This window comes from Mesorhizobium sp. WSM4976, assembly GCF_029625685.1.
In the GTDB taxonomy this organism is placed as follows: domain Bacteria; phylum Pseudomonadota; class Alphaproteobacteria; order Rhizobiales; family Rhizobiaceae; genus Mesorhizobium.
This window is the reverse complement of sequence record NZ_JARTVT010000015.1, coordinates 15,821-35,114: the sequence shown is the minus strand read 5'-3', so window position 1 is coordinate 35,114 and position 19,294 is coordinate 15,821. Positions and strand designations below refer to the sequence as shown.

Sequence of the window (19,294 nt, the reverse complement as noted above, 5' to 3'; positions counted from 1 at the left end):
GTTCCAGATATCGTCGGCCCCCTGGCAGCAGGGTCAACGGGTGGTTTCCGCAAAGGTTCCTGCCCTCGAATGGAGGTCCGGGCGGTCAGCCCGCCATCCAGCCGCCATCCACCATCAGGTTGATGCCGGTGACGTAGCTCGCCATGTCGCTGGCCAGAAACAGCGCCGCGCCCGCCACGTCGCTTGGTTGCCCGAGCCTTGGCCAGGGCGTGCGGCGGCGCGAATAGTCGAGCGCGTCCGGATCGTTGGCGACGCCCGGCTTGCCGGTGATGATCTTGCCCGGCGCGATAGCGTTGCAGACGATCAAATCGTCCGCGTGATCGACCGCGATCTGGCGCGTCATCTGGACGATGCCGCCCTTGCTCACGGAATAGGGCAGGTCACCGGGGCAGGCGATCATGCCGTGCTGCGAGGAGATGTTGATGATGCGCCCGCGCACCTCGTTGACCGGCGCCTGGGTCTGCATCTGCGTGACGGCGCGCTTGTTGCAGTAGAAGAAGCCCGTCAAATTGACGCCGATAACGCGGCTCCATTGTTCCGGCGTGGTCTCGATCAGGTTGGTGCTGGTGTAGATCGCGGCATTGTTGACCATCACGTCCAGCCGACCGAAGTGATCGACGGTTGCGCCGACAAGCGCGTCGACGGCAGTCCAGTCCGAGATGTCGGTTCTGACATAGATGGCTGTGCCGCCGGCCGAATGGATCATGTCGACGGTGGCTTGGCCGCCCTCGATCGGCTGCTCCACCGTGTCGGCGACGACGACGTTGGCGCCTTCGGCGGCGAATTTCAGCGCGATGGCGCGGCCGATGCCGGAGCTCGCTCCGGTGACGATGGCGGTTTTGTTGGCGAGCAGGGCCATGGTGTTCAGCGCTCCCGAGTGACGATCTTGCCTTGCGCCGGGCCGACCAGTTTTCCGTCGCGGACGATCTCATCGCCGCGCAGGAAGACGCTGATCAGGCGCGATTTCACGGTCCAGCCGTCGAACGGCGTGTAGCCGGCCCGCGACACCTGATCGGCACTGGCGATGGTGCTGGATCGGCGCGGGTCTAGGATGAGCAGATCGGCGTCGGATCCGGCGGCGATGCGTCCCTTGCGCCGGCCGAGGCCGAAGCGCTCGGCCGGATTGCGCGAGCACATGCGCACCAGATCGGGCAGGGCGATGAGCCCGTCGTCGACCAGCTTCAGCATGGTCGGAAGCAGCGTCTGCAGTCCCGGCATGCCGCCCGGGATGTCGGCGAAAGCCGCGTAGCTCGCAGCCTTCTCGGCTGGTGCATGCGGGGCATGATCGGTGGCGACGATGTCGATCAGCCCTGCGCCCAGCGCGGCGCGCAGTGCGTCGACATCGTGTGCGAAGCGCAAGGGCGGCGAGGCCTTCAGGTTGGCGCCCTGCGTTTCGTAATCTTGCGCCGCGAAGAACAGATTTTGCGGTGTCGTTTCTACGCTTGCGTCTGCCATGCCCCGCAATCGGCTCCAGGTTTCGACGCCCAGTTCGGAGTTGATCTGGCGGACATGGACCTTCGCCTCGGCCGAGGCGGCGGCGACAAGGGCGCGGGCGATGCCGTTGGCTTCGGCGATCGGCGGCCGGCTGTCCAAGAAAGCGGCGATGCTGCCCGAGCGATCGCGCGCCGTGCTGCCGGCCAGGATCGACTGGTCGCCGGGCGAGATGCCGACCAGCGTATCGGTGCCGGCGAAGGCCTGCAGCGCCTCGGCGACATCATCGAGCGTTGCAAACAGGAATCCGTCCGGCACGTCGGCGGTGAAGAGCTCGAACGAGACCGGCGCGAGGTCGAGCAGGCGAGGGATGAGCGACAGACCGCGGCTGACCACAGCCTGTAGGCCGACATCGACATGGATGCGGCCTTCCGCGATTGCCATCTTGTCGGCGAGTTGCTCGGCCGTCGCGGTCCACGGCTCGTCAGTCGGCATGTCGAGTACCGTCGTCACGCCGCCAAGCGCTGCTGCATGGGTGCCGGATGAATAATCCTCCTTATGGGTTAAGCCGGGGTCGCGCAGATGCGCATGCGCGTCGACGAGGCCGGGGAGGATGAGACTGCCGGAGGCATCGATGACGGTTCTGGCTTCAGCGGCTTCCCCGGGCGCGATGACTGCGGTGACCTTGCCCGCAGCAATGCCGACATCGCCGCGGCTGAGGCCGTCGGCGTTCACCAGCATTCCACCGCGGATCAGCGTTTCGAACATCGCTCAGCCGCGCTGCTCGAAGCGGGCGTGGTTGGCGTGCCAGAAGCGGGCGATGTCCTCGCGGCGCATGAAGGCAGCGCCGTCGCTTTGCTGGACATGCTCGATCACTTCGCGCAGGCCAGACGCCCGGTTGGGCTGGCCGGTCCAGCGGGCGTGGATGCCGATGGTCAGCATGCGGCCGCCGGTCTCGTCGGCTTCGGAGAGCATATAGTCGATGGCCGAGCGGCAGTCCTCGGCGAAGTCGCGCGGATTGCTATAGCCGGGCGCCACGAGATAGCGGCTGTCGTTGAGTGCCTTGGAGTAAGGCACAACCAGGGTCTCAGTGCCGCGATGGTCGAGGAAATAAGGCAGGTCGTCGTTGCAAGGATCGGAGTGGTAGAGGAAGCCGCCTTCCTCGACCAGCAGGTCGCGCGTGTTGACGCTGGGCAGAGAGCGGCAGTTCCAGCCCAGAGGCCGCTTTCCCAGCAGTTTCTCGTAGAGCGCGATCGCCTCATGCAGATGGCGCTCTTCCTCAGTTCGCTCCATCGCCGTGTAGTCGATCCATCGCAGCCCATGTCCCATCAGGTCATGTCTGCGCGCCTTCATCCACTCGACCAAGGGCGGGTTGCGTTCGAGCGCCACGGCGCAGGCGGAAAAGGTGACCGGAATGTCGTAGCGGTCGAACAGCCTAGCCAGGCGCCAGACGCCGGCGCGGCTGCCATACTCGTAATGCGTCTCGGTGCCGAGGTCGCGCACCGGCATGCTGCCGGTGAGGTTGTATTCGCCCCAATTGTCATTGCGGCCGTCCTCCAGCCAGTTGTACTCCGACCCTTCCTCGTAATTGAGAACGAGGTTGACGGCGAGCTTGACGCCGACCGGCCAGGTGACGAAGGGCGGGTGCGGGCCGTAGCCGACAAAGTCGCGCTGCTGCTGCGCTTGCTGCGGATCGGTCGGCATCGGCTGGTCTCCCTCTGATCTCGTAGGCTCAGTTCTCGTTGGCGGCGATCCAGTCCATGTAGGCGTGGAAGGCTTCCTTGCCGGGGCGCGGCCGCCATGCTGTGTCGCGCATGATGCGGGCGATGTCATAGGCGCCCCACATGCCGCCTTTCAGCGTTACGTCCTGGACGATATTAGCGTCGTCTCCAGCCGTCACCTCGGCCTTCAACCCCGGTACGCGCTCCCGTGCCCAGTTGACGATCTCGCCGATGGTCTGGCTGGACCCGGAACCGATATTGTAGTGGCGGTAATTGAGGTGCTGAGCATCGATCAGCGCCAGGATCGCAGCGGCGACATCGGTCGAGGCGACATAATCGCCGACCGGCTCCAGGCTGTTCGGCCTGATCGTCTCGCCGGCCAAAGCCATATGCGCGACGCGGTTCGGAACATGGCGAAAGTTGCGGCTCTCGGTGGCGCGGTCCATTGGACCGTAGACGGAAGCAAGCCGCACCGAGACCGCCGAGAGGCCGAACAGGTCGGCATAGCGGTTGGTGACCATCTCGGAGGCGAATTTCGAGATGCCGTAAAGCGTCAGCGGCGCGACATAGCCGTCTTCCGGCAGCGGCTCGCTCGCCCAATCGGGCCCATTGTGGCGGTAGACGGAACCGGAGCTGACATAGATGAAGCGTTTCAGGTTGGGATTCGTGCGCGCCCAGTCCAGCATGCGCACGGTGCCCATCAGGTTGACGTCGACGATGCGAGCCGGGTCTTCGGCCTCCGGCCGGCGCTTGGCCTCCTTGGCGCTGCCGCGCGAGATCGGCGTGATCGTCGCGCCATGGACGATTGCAGTGATGCCTTGCCCGTCGAGCGTCGCCGACCAGGCCTTCGGGTCAAGAATGTCGGCGGAGATCACCGTCAGCCGGTCGCGCACCGGCGCAAAATGCTTTTGCGCCGCCGCGTCGAGACCGGACCGGTCGAGGATCACGGCGCGGGCTTGCGGATCGCGGTCCAGCCAGGCGCGCGTGACCACGCTCATGACGAAGCCGGTGCCGCCGGTGACGAGCAGGGTCATGGGAACTCCTTTGAAAAAATACCGGTTCAGCGCGTCGCATAGCCGCCGTCCACGAGCATGTCGGATCCGGTGACGAAGGATGCGTCGGAGGAAAGCAGGAAAGCCGCCGCTGCGGCGATCTCCTCGGGCTCGGCGATGCGGCCGAGCAGATGGGCATGGCCGAGCCCGGCATTGGCCGCCTCGAAATCGGCGAACCGGCGCAGCAGGCGGGTCGTCGCTACCGCGCCGGGCGACAGGCTGTTGACGCGGATCTTGTCGGGCGCGTGGTCGACAGCCATCGCCTTGGCGAGATGGATCAGCCCGGCCTTGGCGGCGCAATAGGCGACCGCCCTGGTGGTGGCGACGCGCCCGAATTGCGAGCCGATGAAGACGACCGAGCCGCCGCCGCTGGCCGCGACCAGTGGCACGGCGAACTTGCTCATCAAGAAGGCGCCGGTCAGGCCGACATCGATCTCGTGCCGCCAGGCGCGTTCGTCGAGATCGACAACGGTGGCGCTAGTCGAAGGCGCGGCGGCGTTGTGCACCAGCCCGTCGAGCCGGCCGTATTTTCTCTCGGCGAAGTCGACGGCTGCTTCGGCGGATTCGATCTTGGTCACGTCGCACTGGCAAGCGGCGGCGGCAGGCCCGAGCGCTTCGGCGAGCCTGGTTGCCGGCTCCAGATCGTAATCCGCGCAGACGACCTTCGCGCCTTCGGTAATGCAGCGGCGCGCGATTGCCGCGCCTATCCCGCTGGCAGCTCCGGCGATCAGGATGACGCTGCCTTCAAGGCGGTTCGTTGCTGCATCCGCCATCAGGCGCGCTCCTCGACTGCCTGCATCGCCGGCGCGATGACCGGCCGGCGCAACAGATTGTAGCAGGCCGCGAGCGTGACCAGCACGGCGCCGCCGCCCAGAAGCAGGAACATGGCCGGCGCGCCCATATGCTCCATCAGGCCGGCGGATATGCCGGGCGTCGCAACATTGCCGATCGAATAGAGCAGGAGCAGCGTGCCGGAAGCGCCGACCATGTGTCGGCTGTGCAATTGCGAGGCGCCGAACGCCATCGCCACAGGATAAACCGTCAGCGCCGTGCAGCCATAGACGAAGAACAGCACGAACAACAGCGGCACCGAGGAATTGCCGACCCAGGCGATCGTCGCGCAGAGCGCGACGGACAGAATGCCCTGGACAAGCAATATGATGCGCCGCTCAAATCGGTCCGACAGCCAGCCGACCGGGGTTTGCGCCAACATGCCAGCGATGCTGATGGTCGTGACCAGCCCGACTGTCGTCGCCGCCGACAGCCCGATCAGGGTACCGTAGATCGGCGTCAGCACGAAGATGTTCATGTTGGTGATACCGCCCTGGAAGATTGCGACGACCGTCACCGGCGCCAGCCGGAACAGCGCCAGCGGGCCAAGCCGCTTGACCGGTCTCGCTGAACCCGCGTGCTCCGGATCGGTTGCGGGCAGCGCCGGCCAGCGTCCACCAACGAATTTGGAGACCAGCGCCAGCAGCACCGTTAAGGCCGCGACCGGAAACAGATGCGGCGATTGCGGGCCGACCAGCCCGACAAGGAGTTGTCCGAGCAGCACGGCGATTGCCGTCGTCAGCATGTAGAGCGAGAACAGCACGCCGCGATTGTGCTGCTCGGCATAAAGGTTGATCCAGCTTTCGCAGACGACGAAGAGCGACGCCATCGCCATGCCGCCGAGCAGGCGAAAGCAGATCCAACTCGGCAGGAAGTCGGTGAACACGAAGCCGGACGCCGCCAGCAGCGCCAGCACTAGGATCACCACAAAAGTGCGCTCATGCCCGTATTGGGCGACCGCGGGGCGGGTGACCAGGCATCCGACGAGGAAGCCCACGGGATAAGCGGTCAGCACGATCTGCACGACCTGGGGAGAAATGCCGGGCTTTCCTAGATGCAGCGACACGGCCGTGGTCAGCATGGCGCTGCCGATGCAGGCCAGGCAGACGCCAACCATGATCGGCAGCATGGCGCGGGACCGCTCTGCATTTTGCCAGAGCCGCGCCGAGGATTGAGCGATCGACCTCATTGATGCGGCTGCAGTGGCTCCCCTGGCGTGACCGTTGACCAACGGCAGCCCAAGTAGAAGCTACACTTTGCCGTGGCTGCCACAAACGAAGATTGATGCGGCTATGGCTAGATTTTTTTTGGCCATCGCCATGAAGGAAAGCGGCATCTTGGCTTTGCTGCGGGCTTTACAGTGGTTTTGCACCCTCCTTACCATAGGCAAAAGCCAGAATCCGAGGAACAGCGGAAAGGAACGATATGACGATCGAACGCCTGGAAAACGGACAGCGCTTCTGCCGGGTGCTGCGATACAACGGCACCGTCTATGTGGCCGGCCTGACGGCGGACGATCTTTCCGGCGACACCTCCAGCCAGACCAAGGAGATCCTCGCCAAGATCGACGCGCTTCTGGCCAAGGCCGGCAGCGACAAGTCGAAGCTGCTCAGCGCGCAGATATGGCTCCGCGACATCGCCGATTTCGAGATGATGAATGCCGCCTGGGACGCCTGGATCGACCGCAGCGCCATGCCGGTGCGCGCCACGGTCGAAGCGCGGCTCGCCGGCGACCAGTACCGTGTCGAGATCATGGTGACGGCGGCTGTCGGTTGAGGACAATCCAAAACGGGCAACTGGCCAATGCATGAGCTGGTGATCAAAGGCGGGCGCGTGGCGCTCGACGACGGCTGGGCCGAATGCGACATCGGCATTGACGACGGCCGTATCGCCGCCATCGGCAAAGGCCTGTCCGGCGAGAAGTCGATCGACGCCGGTGGCCGCTGGGTGATGCCCGGCGGCATCGATGCGCATTGCCATCTCGACCAGCCCGTCTGGGGCGGGGCCGGCAATGCCGACGATTTCGAATCCGGCACGATCTCCGCAGCGTTCGGCGGCACGACCTGCATCGTGCCGTTCGGCATGCCCGGACAGGATATGACGACGATCGGCGCCATCGACCGCGCGCTGGAGCGCGCGGCTGGACGCGCCGTGATTGACTATGGGCTGCATGCCGTGGTGACCATGGGCACCGGCGCCGATGTCGAGGCACAACTTGGGGCGCTTGCGGCACGCGGCATCGCCTCGGTCAAGCTGTTCATGACCTATCAGGGTTTTGCCGTCGACGACGATTTGTTCTTCAAGGTTCTCGATACGGCAAGGCGCCTGGGCTGGATCGTCATGGTCCATGCCGAGAACGATGCCGCGATCCGCCGCACGCGACAGCGGCTGATCGATCTCGGCCGCACCGACATCCGCCATCATCTGGTGGCTCACACCGAGACGATGGAGCGCGAGGCGACGCATCGCGCTTTAGCGTTCGCCGAGATGACCGGCGCTCGCATGACCATCGTGCATGTCTCGTCCTGGCAGTCGGCCGAGGAGGTGGCGCGGGCAAAGTTGCGTGGGGTGGCCGCCATCGCCGAAACCTGCCCGCAATATCTCTTCCTGGCCTCCGCCGATCTCAATCGCTCTCCAATCGATGCGGCGCGCTTCGTCTTCTCGCCACCGCCGCGCTCGCCGCGCAGCCATGAACATCTGTGGCAAGAGCTGACCAATGGCGGTATCGACCTCTGGTCGTCGGACCATTCGCCATATTACTTCGCGGACAAGATCGGCCGCTCCGAGATGCCAGGCTTCACCACGACGCTGAGCGGCATTCCCGGCATCGAGACACGGCTGCCGCTGCTGTTTTCTGAAGGGCTGCTCACCGGTCGGCTGACGCTGGAGCGCTATCTCGACCTCACCTCGCGCAATGCCGCCTCGATCTACGGGTTTGCGGATCGCAAGGGTCGCATCGGCGTCGGGCTCGACGCGGATCTTGCGCTGTGGGATCCGAGGGCGCGCTGGACGCTCGGGCACAAGGCGCTGCATTCGCGGGTCGATTTCACGCCTTATGAAGGCAGGAGTGTCACCGGTAAGCCGACCACCGTCCTGGTGCGCGGCGTGCCGGTGGTTGCGGATGGCGAATTGCATGCGTCGCCGGGCTTCGGCCGCTTCCTGACACGCAACGCCGCAGATCTCGCGCTTTCGGGAAAACCAGTCGAGGATTGGACGCCGTGGCTCGATGCCTGATCATCGCCGTTTGCCAGACGGGGCCGATCCAGCGCAGCGCCACGCGCGCCGAGACGGTCGGACGGCTGGTGCATCTGCTTGAGAAGGCAGCGGCCTCCGGCGCCGAGGTCGCGGTGTTCCCGGAGATGGCGCTGACCACGTTCTTCCCACGCTGGCGCATGGACGACCAGGCCGAGATCGACGCCTTCTTCGAAGCGTCGATGCCGGGTCCGGAGACGCGCCGGCTCTATGATGCCGCCGCGCGCCTGAAGGTCGGCTTCGCGCTGGGCTATTGTGAGCTAACGCAGGAAGAGGGCCGCACGCGTCATTTCAACACGATGGATCTGGTCGGGTCGGACGGCGCCTTCATCGGCCGCTATCGCAAGATGCATGTGCCGGGGTCCAGCGAGCCCCAGGCGGGCACGACAACGCATCTCGAACGGCGCTATTTCGAACCAGGCAATCTCGGCTTTCCGGTCTACGACTATCGCGGCGTGCGCATCGGCCTCGCCATCTGCAACGACCGCCGCTGGCCTGAGACCTATCGCATGCTCTGCCTCAACGGCGCCGAGGTGGCGCTGCTCGGCTATAACACGCCGCTGCTGCTCGACGAGGCGCCGGCCCTGGCGCATCTGAGAATGTTCCACAACCATCTGCCGATGCAGGCTGGCGCCTACCAGAACACGCTCTGGATTGGTGCCGCCGCCAAGGCCGGGCTGGAAGACGGCCAGGCGCTGATCGGCGGGTCCTGCATCATCGCGCCGACTGGCGAGATCGCGGCGCAAGCAATGTCGCTCGACGACGAGGTGATCGTGCACCGCGCCGACCTCGACCTGATCGAGATCTGTCGCAAAGTGAACTTCAACTTCGCGCTCTATCGCCGCCCGAACCAGTACAAGCGCATCTCGGATCCGGTCTGAGACAGCGATGGGCCTGATCGAGACCAGTTGCAGCAAGGCGCCGCTCGCGGCCGATCCGCTGTCGCTTGGCGAGATCGTCGAGAACGGTCTTTGCATCGGCTGTGGCCTCTGCCGGTCGATGGCTCGTCCCGGCGACGTTGAGATGGTGATGACGCCGGAAGGGCGCGAGCGGCCGGTGGCGTTGCGGGCATTGGAGAAGCAGACATTGGAGAGCATCAACGCCGTCTGCCCCGGAACGCGCATCGCCGGTCCGCCCCCCGCGCAGATAAATGACGCCGTGTCGACGGATACGGTCTGGGGACCGGTCGAGCGGCTCGTGCTCGGTTCCGCCGCAGATCCCACTGTCCGGTTTGTCGGCTCCGGCGGCGGGACACTGACGGCGCTCGGACAGTTCCTGCTCAGCTCGGGGCGCGTAAAATTCGTGCTGCATGTCGCTGCGTCGCGCTCCATGCCAATGCGCACGGAACGCAAGCTGAGCTTCGACGCCGCCTCGGTGCTCGAAGGGGCAGGCTCGCGCTACGGCCCGGCGGCGACGCTGGTGGATTTCAACGACATTCTCGATCGCGGCGAGCCGTTCGCGCTGATCGCCAAGCCCTGCGATATCACCGCCGCACACAACCTGGCGCGGCTCGATCCGCGCGTTGACAAGCACATGCGCTATGCGCTCGCCTTCGTCTGCGGCGGCGCCTCGGACCTGACCAAGTCGGAACAGGTGCTGCAGCGTTTTGGCCTTCGCGAAGACGAGTTGTCTCTCTTCCGCTATCGCGGCCACGGCAACCCGGGCTTCAACCGGATCGAAACCAAAGACGGCCGCGCCTTCGAGATCAGCTACCGGCAGCTGTGGGAAGACGAGGACAAATGGATGATCCAGCCGCGCTGCAAGATCTGTCCTGATGCGATCGGGCAGGTGGCGGATATCGCGGTGTCGGATGCCTGGCTGAATGGCGGCCCGGCTATAGAGGATGAACCGCTCAACGGCATCATCGTGCGAACCAAGCGCGGGCTGGAGCTGTTCGAAGCGGCTGTCGAGGCCGGCGCTCTGCAGATCAAGCGAGAGAGCGGGATCGCCGAGATCAGCGAGTTGCAGTCGCATCAGGTGCGCAAGCGGCGCGCCGTCTGGGCGCGGCTGACAGGCATGGCAATCGCCGGCAAGCCGGTGCCTTTTGTCAGCGACCTCGCGTTGCGCGACTGCGCCGCGCAGAATTCGCCGGCCGAGAATCTGGCCGAAGGGCGGGGCGCCCGTAACCGCGCCCGACGCGGCCGCCTGGGCGAGCCGCCTGCCGTGCCGCGTTGAGCATTTTGGGGGATCCATGAGCGAGCAGACGGAAGTCATTATCATCGGCGGGGGCATGGCCGGCGCGGGTGCCGCGTTCGAGATTTCACGCGACAGGAAGGTCGTGCTGCTCGAGCGCGAGAGCCATTGCGGCTATCACACCACGGGACGCTCCGCGGCGAGCTTCACCGAGAATTATGGCAACGGCGTCATCCGCCGCATCGTGCTCGCCAGTCGCGCCTTCCTGACTGAGCCGCCCACGGGTTTTTGCGATTATCCGCTGCTTAGCAGGCGCGGCATGATCACCGTGGCACGCGCCGACCAACTCGACCTTTTGCGTGAAGATCTGGCGGCTGCGCAGGCGCTGGTGCCCTCGATCGTCGCGATGACGCCGGATGAGGCGATCGCGCGCGTGCCGGCACTGCGCCGGGACTATCTCGCCGGCGCCTACATCGAACCGTATTCGATGGATATCGACGTCAACGGCCTGCATCAGGGTTTCTTGCGTGGCGCGCGGGCGCGTGGCGCGCGCATCGCCACCAGCGCCGGCGTCAAGGGTATCGGTAGGCATGGCGGCCAATGGCGGGTCAAGACGGAAGCGGGGACCTTCCTTGCGCCGCTGATCGTCAATGCGGCCGGCGCCTGGGGTGACGAGATCGCGCTGATGGCGGGTGTGCGGCCGGTCGGCCTGCAGCCGAAGCGCCGCACAGCCTTCAATATTCCGGCGCCCGCCGGCCTCGACATAACCGACTGGCCGATGGTCAACGATATCGGCGCGGAGTTCTATTTCAAGCCGGATGCCGGACAGCTGTTCGTCTCGCCGGCCGATGCCACGCCGTCGGCGCCGATGGATGCTTTTGCCGAAGACATCGACGTCGCGATCGGCGCAGAGCGTCTGGAACGTGCGACGACGATTGAGGTGCAGCGCGTGTCGCGCTCCTGGGCGGGCTTGAGGACCTTCGTCGCCGACGGGTCACCGGTGGTCGGGCCCGATGACGAGTTTCCGGATTTCGCCTGGCTGGTCGGGCAGGGCGGCTACGGCATCAAGACCTCGCCAGCGTTGTCGCGGGTCTGCGCCAGCCTGATCCGCGGCGGCGGCCTGCCGGACGATGTCGCGAGGCAAGGCGTGGCACTGGATGATCTTACGCCGCACCGGCTGCGTGATGTTGCACCCGAAGCCAGCAAGGTTGCTTCATGAACAGCGCCGCCCTGACGGCTGGCGGTGAATTGGCGGGGCGCATCCTGGATGTGCTCGCTGAAGCCACGACCGACGCGCCTGGCATCACGCGCGTCGCTTACGGAGCCGGTGAGCGCTTCGCCCATGACCTCGTGCGCAAGGAAGCAGAAAAGCTCGGAGCTGTTGCGCGCGTCGATGTCGCCGGCAATCTTTATCTGACGCTCAGTGGCCGCGACCCGGACCTGCCGGCTCTTGTCATCGGCTCGCATCTCGACAGCGTGGCGCATGGCGGCAATTTCGACGGCGCCGCCGGCGTCGTGGCAGGCCTGGCGGTGATGGCCGAATTGGGCGCGAGGGGCATCCGATTGCCGCGCGATCTCATCGTGCTGGCGACGCGCGCGGAGGAGGCGGTCTGGTTTCCACTGTCCTATCCGGGCAGCCAGGCGGCGCTTGGCTTGCTCAATCCTCAGGCGCTCGAAGCCAGGCGATCCGACAGCGGCCGCACGCTGGCCGAACACATGCTCGAGGAAGGGTTCGACCCCGACGCCGCGCGACGCGGCGTGCCGGGCATCGGTGCCGCACAGATCGCGGCCTTTATCGAGGTGCATATCGAGCAGGGACCGCGCCTCGTCACCGCCGAAGCGCCGATTGGCATCGTCACGGGGATTGCCGGCGGCTTCCGCTACGTCGATGCGAAGTGCCTTGGCGCCTATGCCCATTCCGGCGCGGAGCCGCGCTTTGCCCGGCATGATGCCGTGCTTGGCTTCGCCGATCTTGTCGCCGCGCTTGAGATCGAATGGGATGCGCTCGAACGGGAAGGGCATGACGCGACGATCACCTTCGGCCGGGTTCAATCCGATCCCACGCAGCATGGTGGCAGCCGCGTACTCGGCGAGCTTGGCTTCACGCTCGATGTGCGCAGCGCCGAGGCAACGGTTCTGGAACGCGTCGAGGCGCGGCTTCGGACTATTCTCGCCGAAGTCAGCGCTAGGCGGGGCGTGACGTTCGAACTCGGGCAGCGCTTCACCTGGCAGCCGGCGACGATGGCACCTGCGTTGATCGAGGGCTTGGATCGCGCCGCCACAGGATTGAAAATGCAGGCGCCGCATGTGCCGAGCGGGGCGGGTCATGACGCGGCGACCTTTGCCGGCGCCGGAATTCCGACGGCAATGCTCTTCGTGCGCAATGAGAACGGCAGCCACAACCCGCATGAGGCGATGGAGATCACCGACCTCGATCAGGCGATCCGACTGCTTCTGCGTTTCGTCACCGATTTCGACAATTCCCCGGATTAGCCATGAACCTTGCCAAAACCGCCTTGCTCGTCATCGACCTGCAGAACGAATACCGCCCAGGCGGGGCTTGGCCGGTCGTCGGTTACGACGCTGTGCTCGCCAACACCGCCGCGCTGATCGATGCCGCCCGCGAGTCTGGCGTGCCCGTCCTCTACGCACAGGCCTGGGTGAAGCCGGAGGAACGCGACGGCTATGCGCGGCAGGAGGAGATCCTGACCGAGGAATTCCGCTCCGCGGTGGCGGGCAGCGAAGGCGCGGATATCTGCGCCGAGGTGGCGGCGCTGCCGGGCGACATCGTCATCCTCAAGCACTGGCCGAGCGCCTTTCGCAGCACCGATCTTGTGCAGCGGCTCATCGCGCTTGGCATTGAGAACCTCGTTGTCGCCGGGGTGCTGACCGACAGCTGCGTGACCGCGAGCGTGTTCGACGCGGTTTACCAAGGTTTTCGCGTATGGCTGGTCAAGGACGCCTGCGGCAGCATGACGGAGGCCATGCATCGCACCGGCATGCTCGACATGGCGAACCGGCTTTATGGCGGCGGCATATTGCGCCTGCCGCAGGCATTGAAGGCGCTGGCCGGCCAGCCCTTCGAAGGCTGGCACTGCACGCGGCCGGTGGAGTTCGCCTACACGCTGGAGAGCGTCGACCGGATCTATGAGGCGCTGTGATCGGCGTCGCAGCCGCATCTGCCTCTGACAATCGTCTTTGAAGCATGCTCTAAGTTTCCGGATTGGCGGCAATCTCCTCGCGGCGGCGCGCGACATAGGCGTCGAGCTCCTCGCGGATCGCGGGATCCATCACCGGCTCCTCGTAATCGTGCAGCGCCTGCTGCCAGAGCTCGGTCGCCCGCTCCAGCGCGTCCTTGCCGCCGGCCTCCTGCCAGGCGCCGTAATTCTGCCAGTTGGAGAGCATCGGCTGGTAGAAGGCGGTGGTGTAGCGCGACATGGTGTGCTCGGCGCCGAAGAAATGGCCGCCGGCCGGCACCGACTTGATCGCTTCGAAGCCGAGGTCGTCTTCCTGGAACGGCAGCGGCCGCAGGAACTCCATCATGTTCTGCAGGATCTCGACGTCGAGCACGAGCTTCTCGTAGGACGCCGTCAGCCCGCCCTCCAGCCAGCCGGCGGCGTGGTAGATGAGATTGGCGCCGCCAAGCACAGCGCCCCAGGTCGCCATCTCGGTTTCGTAGGCCGCCTGCAGGTCGACGACGTTCGAAGCGTTCGCGTTGGAGGTGCGGTAGGGCAAATTATAGCGTCGCGCCAATTGGCCGGCGATGATGTTGGCCTTGGCGTTTTCCGGCGTGCCGAAGGCGGGCGCACCCGACTTCATGTCGACATTGGAAGTGAAGGCGCCATACATCACCGGCGTGCCGGGATTGACGAGCTGCGTCAGCGTCACGCCGAACAGCGCCTCGGCGTTCTGCTGGCAGAGCGCTGCGGCGAGTGTCACCGGCGTCATCGCGCCCATCAAAGTGAACGGCGTGACGGTCACCGGCTGGCCGTGCTCGGCCATGGCGATCAGGCCCTCGGCCATCGCGTCGTCGAACAGGCGCGGCGAGTTGATTGAGATGATCGTGGTCACGCCGGGCGAAGCGCGCATCTCCTCGACCGAGATGCCGCGCGCGATCGCCATCATGTTGATGCCGTCCATCGCCCTGGCGCGGCCGATCGCGGTGCAATGGAAGGAGCGGTCGCTCAGCGTCAGATTGGCATGATAGGTATCAAGATGACGTGAATTCGCCGGCAATTCGACCGGCGCTACCACCTGGTTGCCGATAATGTGGATGGCGTTGAAGTGGTGCGCCAGCCGGATGAAGTTCTGATAGTCGGGCAGGTTGCCCGGCCTGCGGCCGTTGACGCAGTCATGTACGTTGGGCGGACCGGCGACCAGCCCGAAGACCAGCGAATTGCCGCCGAGATGGACCTGCTTGTCGGGGTTGCGGCTGGTCAGCGTGAAGGACGAGGGAACATTGCGCAGCGCCTCGTTGACGATGCTCTCGTCGATGCGGATGGTCCGCTCCTCGCGATCGACGATGGCGCCGGCCCTGGCGAATAGGTCCATCACCTTCTCGCTCATGACGCGAATGCCGAGCTCCGACAGGATGCGCATCGCGGTGTTGTGCAACTGCTCCATGCGCTCTTCGTCGAGAAGCTGCATGGGCGGGTAGGGGTTTTTCACGCTCTGCCACGGCAGTTGCGAAATGCCGCCGCCACTGCGGCCCAGCTTCGATCTGCGGCCACCGCCGCGCCTGTCCTGTGACATCGGATTATTTCCTCCCGGCTTTCAATAGCCGCGTTCCGGATTGACCACATTCTCCAGCGGCTCGCCGCGGCGGTAGCGCGCCAGATTGTCGGCGAACATGCGTACCGACTTAATGTCCCAGCCGTCATAGACGGCCGCGCAATGCGGCGTGACGACGACGTTGTCGTAGCCCCAGAGCGGATGTTCGGCCGGCAGCGGCTCGGTGGCGAAGACATCGAGTGCAGCGCCCCTGATCCGTCCATTGTCGAGCGCAGCGAGAAGAGCTTTCTCCTCGACGACGCCGCCGCGCGAAATGTCGATCAGCACGGCGGACGGCTTCATCGCGGCAAAGGCGGCCTCGCCAAGCAAGCCGCGCGTGGTCGGCAGCAGAGGCACGCAGCAGACGATGAAATCGGCGCGGCCGATCAGCGCCAGTAGCGCGTCGGGACCATGCACCTCGTCGAGCGCCGGCATCGGTTTCGGCCCCGCGCGAATGCCCAGCGTGCGCAAGCCCATCGCCTGCGCGCGGCGCGCGACGGCTTCGCCGGTCTTGCCGAGGCCGACGATGAGGACGGTCCTGCCCTCGATCGGCTCGACGCGGCCGCCGCCCCATTGGCGGGCCTGCTGCCGGCGCTCGAAGCCGCGCAGGTCGAGCGAGAAGGAAAGCATGGCGCCGAGCGCATATTCGGCTAGCATCCCGGCGGCGACGCCGGCCGAGTTCGTCACCGTGAGATGCTCGGGATCCCAGCGGCCCAGATGGTCGGTACCGGAGCCGCCGATCGACACCCATTTCACCGTCGGACTCTCGACAAGGGCCTGGCGCGGATAACGCGGCGTGCCGTCGAAACGGATCGAATAGACCACCTCGGCGCTGATTTGTTCGATCAGGGCAGGGAGGCCGGCGTAGGTATCGCAGGCATGGACATCAAGGTCAGGATGCATCTCGGCGAGCACGGCAAGCGCACCGGCCGGCTTGTCGGTGTGCAGGATGATTGTTGGGCGCGCCGACATCGCGACCTCAGCTATGGCCGATATGGTCGGCGGCGCTGCCCAGCGCCGCAATCAGCGCCTGGCCGTTTTTCGGCGTCGCATTCTCATGCGGCGCGCGCAGGTTCAGCCAGCGCCGGTCGCCGGACTTGACCGCAAGCACCGCCTTCATCGCCGGGATCAGCCCGGCATCCTGGATCACCTTCCTGAACGCCTTGACGGCCGCATCCGCCTCCGTGACGTCTTCGCCCTTCCTTGCCGCATCGTAGAGGCGGCGGATGGCGGCGGCGTTCAGATTGACGGTGGCCGAGATGCAGCCGGCCGCGCCGTTGGCGAGACCCTTGGTGAGTTGCGCCTCCGAGCTTGGGAACACGGAGATATCGGGCGCGGCGGCGATGACGGCTGCGGTGTTGTTCCAGTCGCCGGCGCTGTCCTTGTAGGCGACGACCGTGTCCGGAAAGGCCTTGCTCAGCCTTGCCGTCAAAGCGGGGCTGACCGGCACGCCGGAGTTCTGCGGGATGTGGTAGAGGATCATGCGCATCGAAGGCTTTGCGACCTTCTCGATCAGCTCGCCGTAATAGCGTGCCTGGCCGTTGTCGCCGGCGCCGGTGTAGAAGAAGGACGGCAGCACCATGACCGCGGCGCAGCCGAGGCCGACGGCATGCGCCGACAATTCGGCCGTTTCGGGCAGGGCGGTAACGCCGGTGCCGGGCATCAGCCGGTCGGGCGCGATGCCGGCCTCGACCAGCCATTCCAGCGCCTGCATGCGCTCCCGCAGGGACACCGACAGCGCTTCGCCCGTGGTGCCGAAGGGCGAGAGGAAATGCGCGCCCTGGCCGAGCACCCATTTGGCATGGGAAATCCAGAGATCGCGCGCGATGCGGCCGTCGTCTTCGAACGGCGTCAGGATCGGGGCGATGGTTCCTTGCGGGCGGGTCATGGCTATCCTCTGTGGTGGTCTATGTGGCCGGCCATCGCCGCGACGGCGCGGGCGAAGTAGGCCGAAGCGGTGATGTCGAAGAGTATGTCGAAACCTGTCGGGGAACGGAATGTCACGGCTTCAATATGGCCGACGCGCGTCTGCGCGATATCGTCAACGCCGAATTTCTGGGGTCTCAGGTCCAGCGCGCAAAGCCCGCTCATCGCTTTGGCTAGGTCAGGGCCGGAAAGCCGCATCCATGCCCAACCTTCCTCGCGCCATGACGAATAGCCTTTCGGCACCGTTGCGGCCTGCCACCCGGTGTTGATTTGGGCGAGAGTTTCCGCGGCGTCCTCCGCGAGAAGCAGGATGTCTTCGTTGCCGAGGCGCAGGACGCGCATGCCGCGATGGTCGCCGATGCGGTTGACGGCTGGCAGCTTGACGCCCTGCGCGGCAAGCCAGGCGGCGCTGCCGCCGCCTTTCAACCCAAAGCGCGGGCGGTCGGTAAGATCGCTCAGCACGACCGCGCCGGAAGCCAGCCTGGTGCCGTCGGCCGCGCCGCCGGGCATGAAAGGATAAATGCGAGTCGCGGTGCCGGCGGCCATCTAAATCTCCTGCCGCGCGTTGGTCGGGTCGAAGAACGCGTGGCCGACGACCGGCGTCTCGACCAGCTCGCCGTTGCGGCACTTCACCGCCACGCGGCTGCCTTCCGCCTGGTCGTCGACATGGACATAGGCGAGCGCGATGTGGCGCCCGAGCGACGGCGAATATCCGACCGAGGTGATCTGGCCGACGGGGGCGCCACCGCGCAGCACCAGGCAGCTTTCGCCAGGGATGTTGCTGGCGCCGGCGGGGAATTGCAGCCCGACCAGCTTGCGCGTCTGCCCGAGCCTTGCGCGCATTTCGATGGAGCGCTTGCCGACGAAGAACGGCTTCTTCTTCGAGACCGCCCAGCCGAAGCCGAGCTCGTCCGGCGCGGTGATCGCATCCGTGTCCTGGCCGATCAGGATGTGGCCTTTCTCCAGGCGTAATATGCGCGACGCCTCCAGGCCGTACGGGCGCAAGCCGTGGGGCTTGCCCGCGGCCATCACGGCATCCCAAAGTGCGGGCGCCAGGCTTGAGGGGCAATGCAGCTCGTAGCTCAGCTCGCCGGTGAAGCCGATGCGCATCACCCGCACCGGGACGCCGGCGACCATGCCTTCGCGGCCGCTGAGATAAGGGAAAGCGTCGCGGCTGAAATCAATGTCGCTCTGCAGCGCTTCGAGCACCTGGCGCGCCTTGGGTCCGGTCACGTTGAGGCCGGAGAAAGCGCCAGTGAGGTTGAGCACGTCCACCTCCAGGCGCCACTCGGCATTCCAGAACAGCATGTCGGCATAGACGCGCGTGACGGCGCCGGTGGTCGCCGTCACATAGAACTGGTCCTGCGCCATCCGGTAGGCCACGCCATCGTCGATCACCGAGCCCATTTCGTTGAGCATCAGGCAATAGCGGACACGGCCCACCGGCTGGTTGGCATGCGCCATCGTGTAGAGCCGGTCGAGGAACTCGCCGGCGTCCGGGCCGCGGATCTCCAGCTTGCCGAGCGTCGAGACATCGAGCAGGCCGACGCCTTCGCGCACTGCCAGGATTTCCTCGCGGACAGCATCCTCGGCGTCGCTTGCGTCGCCGTAATAATAGGGCCGCCACCATGCGCCGACCGGCTTCATCGCGGCGTTCAGCGCGACATGCCTGGCATGCAGTGCCGTGCGGCGCTCCAGCACTTCGTGTTGGCCGGCGAGCACGCCGAGCGTTTCCGGTCCGACGGGAGGGCGCGCCGTGGTGATGCCGATCTCGCCCACCGTGCGGCCGGTCGCCTCGGCGACGATGCGGGCGGTTGCCAGAGCCGAATGGCGTCCCTGGCTCGGGCCCATGCCGATGGTGGTGAAGCGCTTGACAAGCTCGATCTCGCGATAGCCGTCCTTGGTTGCGTTCTGCAGATCCTTGACCTGCAGATCCTCGTCGAAATCGACGAAGTCGCGTCCCTTGGGATCGGCGACGATCAGCTGCAGATAGCGTGGCCGGGCGACTTTTGGGCTGGCCACCGGAGGCTCATCGGCAACCGCATGGCCGAGTCTCGAGAGCGCGGCCCCCCCCCCCCCGCGGCCCCAGGGGGGTGGAAACAAGAAATAGTGCCTGGCCGCCAACGGCGCCGGGGGATTAAACGGGCCATTCGGCAGGGGGGTAGGCATAGTTTTGGG

18 protein-coding genes are annotated in these 19,294 nt (G+C 65.8%); 7 read left to right on the top strand and 11 right to left on the bottom strand.

Annotated features, from left to right (window positions below; translation table 11 throughout):
- Positions 1 to 85 precede the first annotated feature (85 nt).
- From P9272_RS19080 to P9272_RS19055, 6 genes are read right to left on the bottom strand one after another with little or no spacing between them, the layout of a single operon-like run.
- A complete protein-coding gene (locus P9272_RS19080; protein WP_278161739.1) occupies positions 86 to 859 on the bottom strand; it encodes a glucose 1-dehydrogenase in 774 nt (257 codons plus the stop codon).
- A 5-nt stretch (positions 860 to 864) separates the two neighbouring features.
- Complete coding sequence (locus tag P9272_RS19075; protein WP_278161737.1) at positions 865 to 2,199, bottom strand: dihydroorotase family protein; 1,335 nt, start codon at positions 2,197 to 2,199, stop codon at positions 865 to 867.
- 3 nt (positions 2,200 to 2,202) lie between these two features.
- A complete protein-coding gene (locus tag P9272_RS19070) occupies positions 2,203 to 3,135 on the bottom strand; it encodes a polysaccharide deacetylase family protein (RefSeq protein ID WP_278161736.1) in 933 nt (310 codons plus the stop codon).
- A 28-nt stretch (positions 3,136 to 3,163) separates the two neighbouring features.
- Positions 3,164 to 4,186 (bottom strand): NAD(P)-dependent oxidoreductase, encoded by a 1,023-nt coding sequence (locus tag P9272_RS19065; RefSeq protein ID WP_278161735.1) that lies wholly within the window; start codon positions 4,184 to 4,186, stop codon positions 3,164 to 3,166.
- Positions 4,187 to 4,212: 26 nt separating this feature from the next.
- Positions 4,213 to 4,977: an SDR family oxidoreductase gene (locus P9272_RS19060; protein WP_278161734.1), complete on the bottom strand. Its 765-nt coding sequence runs from the start codon at positions 4,975 to 4,977 to the stop codon at positions 4,213 to 4,215.
- Positions 4,977 to 6,224: an MFS transporter gene (locus tag P9272_RS19055; RefSeq protein WP_278161732.1), complete on the bottom strand. Its 1,248-nt coding sequence runs from the start codon at positions 6,222 to 6,224 to the stop codon at positions 4,977 to 4,979. Before P9272_RS19055 ends, P9272_RS19060 begins: the two co-directional genes overlap by 1 nt.
- Before the next feature lie 236 nt (positions 6,225 to 6,460).
- Between P9272_RS19055 and P9272_RS19050 the strand changes: the two genes are divergently transcribed.
- The 7 genes from P9272_RS19050 to P9272_RS19020 are packed head-to-tail and all read left to right on the top strand — an operon-like array spanning position 6,461 to position 13,581.
- Positions 6,461 to 6,811 carry a RidA family protein gene (locus P9272_RS19050; protein ID WP_278161731.1) on the top strand — a complete coding sequence of 117 codons (351 nt, stop codon included), beginning with the start codon at positions 6,461 to 6,463 and terminating at the stop codon, positions 6,809 to 6,811.
- 27 nt (positions 6,812 to 6,838) lie between these two features.
- A complete protein-coding gene (hydA, locus tag P9272_RS19045) occupies positions 6,839 to 8,269 on the top strand; it encodes a dihydropyrimidinase (RefSeq protein ID WP_278161730.1) in 1,431 nt (476 codons plus the stop codon).
- Positions 8,254 to 9,168 (top strand): nitrilase-related carbon-nitrogen hydrolase, encoded by a 915-nt coding sequence (locus tag P9272_RS19040; RefSeq protein WP_278161729.1) that lies wholly within the window; start codon positions 8,254 to 8,256, stop codon positions 9,166 to 9,168. Before hydA ends, P9272_RS19040 begins: the two co-directional genes overlap by 16 nt.
- A gap of 7 nt (positions 9,169 to 9,175) precedes the next feature.
- Entirely contained in the window at positions 9,176 to 10,462 is a 1,287-nt protein-coding gene (locus P9272_RS19035; protein ID WP_278161728.1) for a Coenzyme F420 hydrogenase/dehydrogenase, beta subunit C-terminal domain, read from the top strand.
- A 16-nt stretch (positions 10,463 to 10,478) separates the two neighbouring features.
- Complete coding sequence (locus P9272_RS19030) at positions 10,479 to 11,639, top strand: FAD-binding oxidoreductase (RefSeq protein ID WP_278161727.1); 1,161 nt, start codon at positions 10,479 to 10,481, stop codon at positions 11,637 to 11,639.
- Positions 11,636 to 12,913 carry a Zn-dependent hydrolase gene (locus P9272_RS19025; RefSeq protein WP_278161726.1) on the top strand — a complete coding sequence of 426 codons (1,278 nt, stop codon included), beginning with the start codon at positions 11,636 to 11,638 and terminating at the stop codon, positions 12,911 to 12,913. Before P9272_RS19030 ends, P9272_RS19025 begins: the two co-directional genes overlap by 4 nt.
- Before the next feature lie 2 nt (positions 12,914 to 12,915).
- A complete protein-coding gene (locus tag P9272_RS19020) occupies positions 12,916 to 13,581 on the top strand; it encodes an isochorismatase family cysteine hydrolase (protein ID WP_278161725.1) in 666 nt (221 codons plus the stop codon).
- A gap of 49 nt (positions 13,582 to 13,630) precedes the next feature.
- Here P9272_RS19020 and P9272_RS19015 read toward each other — a convergent pair whose 3' ends face one another.
- From P9272_RS19015 to P9272_RS18995, 5 genes are read right to left on the bottom strand one after another with little or no spacing between them, the layout of a single operon-like run.
- The gene (locus P9272_RS19015; RefSeq protein WP_278161724.1) at positions 13,631 to 15,172 is read right to left on the bottom strand and encodes a trimethylamine methyltransferase family protein; all 1,542 of its coding nucleotides are present in this window, start codon (positions 15,170 to 15,172) and stop codon (positions 13,631 to 13,633) included.
- A gap of 21 nt (positions 15,173 to 15,193) precedes the next feature.
- The gene (locus P9272_RS19010; protein ID WP_278161723.1) at positions 15,194 to 16,162 is read right to left on the bottom strand and encodes a D-2-hydroxyacid dehydrogenase; all 969 of its coding nucleotides are present in this window, start codon (positions 16,160 to 16,162) and stop codon (positions 15,194 to 15,196) included.
- Between the two features lie 7 nt (positions 16,163 to 16,169).
- A complete protein-coding gene (locus tag P9272_RS19005; protein WP_278161722.1) occupies positions 16,170 to 17,078 on the bottom strand; it encodes a dihydrodipicolinate synthase family protein in 909 nt (302 codons plus the stop codon).
- Between the two features lie 2 nt (positions 17,079 to 17,080).
- Entirely contained in the window at positions 17,081 to 17,662 is a 582-nt protein-coding gene (locus P9272_RS19000; RefSeq protein WP_278161721.1) for a hypothetical protein, read from the bottom strand.
- A complete protein-coding gene (locus P9272_RS18995; RefSeq protein ID WP_278161720.1) occupies positions 17,663 to 19,138 on the bottom strand; it encodes a glycine cleavage T C-terminal barrel domain-containing protein in 1,476 nt (491 codons plus the stop codon).
- Between the last annotated feature and the right edge of the window lie 156 nt (positions 19,139 to 19,294).